General features: G+C 45.7%; 7 protein-coding genes and 1 pseudogene. 7 read left to right on the top strand and 1 reads right to left on the bottom strand.

Annotated elements, in window-relative coordinates; all coding sequences use genetic code 11:
- Positions 1-187: 187 nt before the first annotated feature.
- The 5 genes and pseudogenes from HDE70_RS27035 (at position 188) to HDE70_RS27015 (ending at position 3,998) form a co-directional block, all read left to right on the top strand.
- The gene (locus tag HDE70_RS27035) at positions 188-1,063 is read left to right on the top strand and encodes a tyrosine-type recombinase/integrase (protein ID WP_183892396.1); all 876 of its coding nucleotides are present in this window, start codon (positions 188-190) and stop codon (positions 1,061-1,063) included.
- The gene (locus HDE70_RS27030; RefSeq protein WP_183892395.1) at positions 1,053-1,964 is read left to right on the top strand and encodes a tyrosine-type recombinase/integrase; all 912 of its coding nucleotides are present in this window, start codon (positions 1,053-1,055) and stop codon (positions 1,962-1,964) included. Before HDE70_RS27035 ends, HDE70_RS27030 begins: the two co-directional genes overlap by 11 nt.
- Positions 1,965-2,899: 935 nt before the next feature.
- Positions 2,900-3,025, top strand: a pseudogene (locus HDE70_RS27405) (RHS repeat-associated core domain-containing protein); the annotation flags it as partial.
- A gap of 9 nt (positions 3,026-3,034) precedes the next feature.
- Positions 3,035-3,664, top strand: a complete 630-nt coding sequence (locus tag HDE70_RS27185; RefSeq protein ID WP_260162123.1) for a hypothetical protein — start codon at positions 3,035-3,037, stop codon at positions 3,662-3,664.
- On the top strand, positions 3,654-3,998 hold the full coding sequence (locus HDE70_RS27015) for a hypothetical protein (RefSeq protein WP_183892394.1): 345 nt from the start codon (positions 3,654-3,656) through the stop codon (positions 3,996-3,998). The genes HDE70_RS27185 and HDE70_RS27015 overlap by 11 nt, the downstream gene beginning before the upstream one ends.
- Positions 3,999-4,031: 33 nt before the next feature.
- Here the strand turns inward: HDE70_RS27015 and HDE70_RS27010 are convergent, their stop codons facing one another.
- Positions 4,032-4,370: a helix-turn-helix domain-containing protein gene (locus HDE70_RS27010; RefSeq protein ID WP_183892357.1), complete on the bottom strand. Its 339-nt coding sequence runs from the start codon at positions 4,368-4,370 to the stop codon at positions 4,032-4,034.
- Between the two features lie 142 nt (positions 4,371-4,512).
- Here HDE70_RS27010 and HDE70_RS27005 point away from each other — a divergent pair, with 142 nt between their 5' ends.
- Complete coding sequence (locus tag HDE70_RS27005) at positions 4,513-4,698, top strand: SymE family type I addiction module toxin (RefSeq protein WP_183892356.1); 186 nt, start codon at positions 4,513-4,515, stop codon at positions 4,696-4,698.
- The coding region (locus HDE70_RS27000; RefSeq protein ID WP_183892393.1) for a hypothetical protein at positions 4,698-5,911 on the top strand (1,214 nt) is incomplete at its 3' end. The genes HDE70_RS27005 and HDE70_RS27000, both read left to right, overlap by 1 nt.

Genomic DNA, 5,911 nt, shown 5'->3' with positions numbered 1-5,911 from the left:
CGATATGGAGACGTTGCAGGAAAATGGTCAGGCGATGGTGGCGGGTATCCTGTCACAGATCAGGTCAGTATCCTGTAACCCGGCAGTAACCCATGAGGCTGATGGGTTAGTCAAAGTGCAGCAGCTCAGTAAGAAAGGGGCAGTCACCCGCACCGGGTAAAAAATGTACAGTTAGCAAAAAAAAGATATGATGAAAAATCCGCTCTACATCCGCCAGCAAGCCGGTTTCGGTGAATGGCTGAGGATATTGAACTTTGATCACACCAGCCAAAGGGATATGCCTAAGCTACTGGGTGAGTTCCTGGCTTTTCTGGAATCACATGGCTGCAACAGCCTGTCACAAATCCAGGAAAGCCATCTGCAAAACTACCTGCATGAGCTGAGTGATCAACAGGGTAAAACCGGAGGTGGTACGTTGAGTTTGAACTACAGGCGCAAACACTTGCAGGTGATCCGTAAGTTTGCCCGTTACCTGTGCGAAAGTGGTCAGGAAAGCTTTGCGGTGAAAACCAGGATCAAAGGCGAAACGGCTAATGTTAAAGGTGTCCTGACCAGAAAAGAAATCGCCAAACTGTACGCCACGACAGCAGAAAGTCCGCTGGGCTTACGTGACCGGGCACTACTGGCCTTGTATTATGGATGTGGACTGAGAAAGAGTGAAGGACTGAGCTTAAATACAGAAGACATCTTGCTGGAAAAGGAACTGGTGCTGGTTCGTAAAGGCAAAGGCTATAAAGCCAGGTATGTTCCCTTGACAGGCAGTAATAAAACAGAGCTGGAACATTACCTGAACTATGGTCGTCCGTACCTGGGGTGCGGAGGAAGGGAATCGGCACTGCTGTTAAATATTCATGGCAAACGGCTAAAGACAGCTTTTGAACGGATCTGGAAACTAAGATCGGCATCAGGAATCAAAAAGGCCATCGGTCCGCATACCCTTCGCCATAGCATTGCTACCCATCTATTGCAATCTGGAATGAAGCTGGAACAGATCCAGTTGTTCTTAGGCCATAGCAGTTTGGAAAGTACACAAATCTATACCCAGATCGTAGATGAACTTTGAAGAATACTTACAACAGCGGGGCTTAAAACCGGTTACAGTTTATCAGCACCGGAAATATACGAGTTACTTTCTGGCCTGGCTTACAGGTGAAAGTCTCAGTTTGGAACAGGTAAGCTTTAAGGAAATCCTTGATTATGCCGACCAGCAGAAACAGGAAAATAAAGGCATTGGCCTGGTGAACCGGATGCTGTTGGCGATCCGGTATTACTTCAGCTGGTTACAAGAACAAAACAAGGTTAGCTATAACCCGGTAGCAGGTATCCGGTTGAAAGGGAGCGTAAAAACTGTTCCTGGTGGTCTGCTGGAAAAACAAGAGGTGGAAGCTTTGTATGAAAGTTATGCGGTCAAAGATGACCGGAGCCAGCGCAATAAAGTGATCTTGTCTTTACTGGTCTACCAGGGTTTGACTAGTCAGGAGCTGCATCAGCTAAGGGCAGAACATATCAGGTTAAAAGAAGGAAAGGTCTATGTACCGGCAAATGAGCATACTAACAGCAGGATGCTCAAACTGGAAGCCTTCCAGATCATGGAGCTGTATGAATATATCCACGTGACCCGATCTAAGATCCTGGTGAACAGAATAGCAGAACGTTCCGGTAGAAAACCTAAAGTGATGGAAGCAGCTGAACAAATCAGTCAGTTGTTTATCAGTATGAATGGTTGTGAAAATATCAAAAACAGCTTATACCACCTGAACCAGGCTCTACGCAGGCTGAACCCGAAATATAAAAATGCAGTACAGCTTCGTCAAAGCGTAATTACTGAATGGCTGAAAGAAAAAGACTTACGGACAGTTCAATATATGGCAGGCCATAAATATGTGAGCAGTACAGAACGCTATCAAACCAGTAACCTGGAAGACCTGAAAGAGGCTTTAAATAAACACCATCCACTAAAATAAATCCCCGCACGGCCCCAGTCCCTCAAAATCCAGCCAGCTCGCAAGAGCTCACTTCTCTCTGTCTTTTGCTGTCCTTCCGCTCGCTCTGCTGCCGGTGAAGAACCGGCCCAAAGCTAAATAACATAATACACATTATAAACGCAGCAGAGTAATCCATGACTTTGGTTCAATCCCAGTGCTGGTATTATAATGGGTATTATATTAAATAGCCGCTCGTCCCCCCTCGGCCAGCGCTCCCGTTCCAGCCCATAGCCAAAGTACTTTCATGAAAAAAAGGTGTTATCCAGGCTATCGGCTCTCACTGCCAAACAGTGCAGGCAATCGTTGCAAAACGCAACCTTTGCCTTTGTTTATATATGCCGTCTCCTTCCAGTCGGTCAACGGCAAAGCCTGCGGCAGCATGGTATTGTTTATTGATGGTGGCAGTGCAGGACTGGTCGGGGGGAACAACCGATACCCCCTGAAACAGGGACAGTGCGCCCGCCCAACCTCTCAGGAATAGAAAGAGCCGCTCTTATCCTCCGCTCTGCCAAAGCTCTTTCCATCCCTGGAGGGAGCAAATTGCAAACCTTCATCAGAGGTTCAGGTAGTTCATTTGTTAAGCCACCCTGAGCCTAAGAAAGTGAAGCTGTCAAGGGATCGTGGAATAAATGGCCTTTTTGAGGGCAAAGGCTACGCGCGTTTATGCCGCGAAAGCCCTTTACTGCTTTACTTTCGGGGCTATCTTTGCTGTAACAGATGTACTAACGAATCAGCACTGCCTTTCATAGTTCCGCACCTTCAAAGTCGAATCTCCAACAAAAAAAAGCCAAACAAGTCCAACCAGTAAACTCAAATAAAGCACTAACTTTACGGGAAAGGAAAGTTCTTTATAGCACTGAAAAAGTGCGGCCAGCAAATCCGGCAAACCTAAAAAAAGTTGCGTAAGGGAGTACGATTACGGCGCTAGGTTCTATGACCCGGTAATTGGGAGGTGGAGCGTTGTAGATCCGCTTGCAGAGCAGGACAGAAAGACTACTCCTTATGCTTATGGGTTTGATGATCCGATCCGTCATACTGATCCGGATGGGATGTTTGGTGAGGATGTGAATGGTGGGCCTGAAGATCCTCCTGTAATGAGTGTTAGTCTGCGTGGGAATCCTAATGGGGATCAACGCGGAATTATTAGAAATGCTACTGTCGAATTAAAAAGACAAAATCCAGTTAACGCTTTTTTCGTTGATCTTGCTCACGATGTGTTAAGCGGAATAGGGGTAAATGGATTTGATAATAAATATGCTGAGTTAAGCTCCAAATCAAGTGTTACAACTAAAGATAAACTGGAGTTGGCTTATACAGTTTTTGATGCTGTTTTAGCTATATCAACTTTGCCTGAGGGTGGAAAAGGTGGGAAGGTTTCTGAAGGCGGATCGGGTGTAAAGGTTGAACAGGCGTATAAGAGACCTAATAATGCGACAACGAAGGCGCAAAGGGCATCTGTACAAGGTCAGCCTTGTGTTACTTGTGGAATATCAGAAGGAAAAATGTACGCTGATCATAAAACTCCAATTGTTGTTGAACATTATGAAACTGGTAAAATTGATAAAGCTAGGATGAGAGCTAAGGAATCAGTTCAGCCGCAGTGTCCAACTTGTTCATCTAAGCAAGGTGCTGAGATGAGTAGATATTCTAAAGCAAAGAAGAAAGAAAATGGATTATAAGAAAGAGAGAAAGATAATTTGTGAAAAATATGGATCTCCTTTAATTGATTCTCCGGAAGATTTAAAGGTAGGAATTTCAAGAAATGTCAGAGATGGTATTTGGCCTATAAATGGATTGCGTCATCCATTAGAAGGCGATACTACTGGCTGGTATATTTGGGCTGGTGAAGAATTTTCTACAGATCCTGATTTTTTTGTTCCTCTGCATGTAAAGCATCTTAATGAATGGTGTCCGGTTGTCTTGAAATACTTAAGCTTAGCCCCTGGATGGAGATTCTTGGTAACTAATGATTATGAAGATGTTTGGCAAGATGACTCTCTATTAGATATATAAAACAAAGCCTGGCAGTAAGCCGGGCTTTGTTATTTATTGTCCGTAAGCTTTTCTTGCTTTAGCGTCCCTTAGAAAGGTGTCTATAATGTTAAATAGAATGAGCCTTGTATCTTGGTCTAAGACCTGTATATCTTCTAATCGTTTAAGTGTGTCTTTGTCATAGGCAGCATGCTTTCCTTCTCCCAGCAGATAATCTACAGAAATATCAAACACCCTGGCCAGCTTTAAGGCCATCTCTACAGAGGGGCTGTTTTCATTGCGTTCATACTTTCCAATAATATCCCTTGAAGCTTCTACGGCTTTGGCCAGGTCTCCCTGTGACCATGCCTTGCGCTTCCTGAGTTCCATAATCTTGCTTCCAATGTCGAGCATATTCTGCTAAAGAGTGGATATGACCACCGATAATTGCAAATGTAGTTTAAAGTATTCTACAAAAAAAGAAAGTATTATTTGCTTATATCTGAAACAAGGTCTACATTTGTAGTAGATGTTACACATAAAACTTTTTTAAGCTATGGAAAATGAACAACACAGATCGATCATGCTGCAACGTAAACACCGTAAGCTGACTTACAGCCAAAAGTGGGTTCCTGAACTAAGGATATCGGGTATATGGTTAGAAAACCAGGGCTTTCATGCGGGTGAGCTGGTGGAAATTACCAGTGTGCAGGGTGCGCTGATCATCAAAGCAAAAGTGTAATGAACAAGGCACAATTGCATAGTGAAAATCCCGAACTCTTACTTTATACCGAAGGCAGGCTGCATATCACCGTTTTGGGTGGTGTGCGGCTGAGTGGCCTAGACCGGATGAAGGTTACCCTGAAACTGGTGCGTATTGACAACAGGGAAAATGTGTTCCGCCATCACCTGGACTTGTACAATAGTATGCAGAGTGAGCAGCTGATCGAGAAATCTGCCGAAGTACTGGAAATGAGTACTGTGGAGCTCAGCCTGGCCGTAAAAGGTCTGACGGCGGCACTGGAAAGTTACCGGGCAGAGCGGCTGGAATCCATGAAGCCTAAAAAAGTGGAGAAAAGGGAGCTGAGTGCCGCCGAGCGCAAGTCGGCCATTGCTTTTCTGAAATCCCCGAAGCTGCTGGAAAGAACCCGGCAGGCGATTGCTGACAGTGGTCTGATCGGTGAAGAATCCAATAGCCTGATTGCTTACCTGAGCTATACTTCCCGGAAGCGGAATACCCCTTTGCACCTGATGTGCCTGGGCGCAAGCGGAACAGGCAAGACCTGGCTACAGGAAAAAGTATCGGAGCTGATGCCCGAAGAAGATAAGCTGGAAATCACGACCCTTTCCAGTAACGCCTTTTATTACTTTGGACGGGAAGAGCTGAAACATAAACTACTGCTGATCGAGGATCTTGATGGCGCAGAAAGTGCGCTGTACCCTTTGCGGGAATTGCAGAGCAAGCGTAGAATCTCCAAGACAGTAACTTTAAAGGACAATAAAGGGAACCTGAAAACGGTGACGCTGAATGTAGAAGGGCCGGTCTGTGTGAGTGGCTGTACAACCCGGGAAGCTTTGTACGAGGACAATGCCAACCGCTGTATCCTGCTCTACATGGATGTGAGCCTGGAACAGGATCAGCGGATCATGGAATACCAGCGCCAGCTCAGTGCAGGGCAGGTTGACCAGGGAGCAGAACAGCAGACCCGTGCCCTGATCAAGAACGTGCAACGGATCCTGGGGCCGGTCACGGTTAAGAATCCCTTTGCTGTTTATATGAAACTGCCGGAAGAGGTGTTCAAGCCTCGCCGGACGATGCTCCTGCTGCTGTTGTTTACTGAAACGGTGACTTATTATCATCAGTACCAGCGGGAACTGAAAACTGACCGGGCTACCGGGGAGCAGTACATTGAAAGTACGATTGAGGATGTAGAAACGGCCTTTCAGCTTTTAGA

This window comes from Pedobacter cryoconitis, from assembly GCF_014200595.1.
In the GTDB taxonomy this organism is placed as follows: Bacteria; Bacteroidota; Bacteroidia; order Sphingobacteriales; family Sphingobacteriaceae; genus Pedobacter; species Pedobacter cryoconitis_C.
This window is presented reverse-complemented; position numbering and strand designations above follow the sequence as displayed.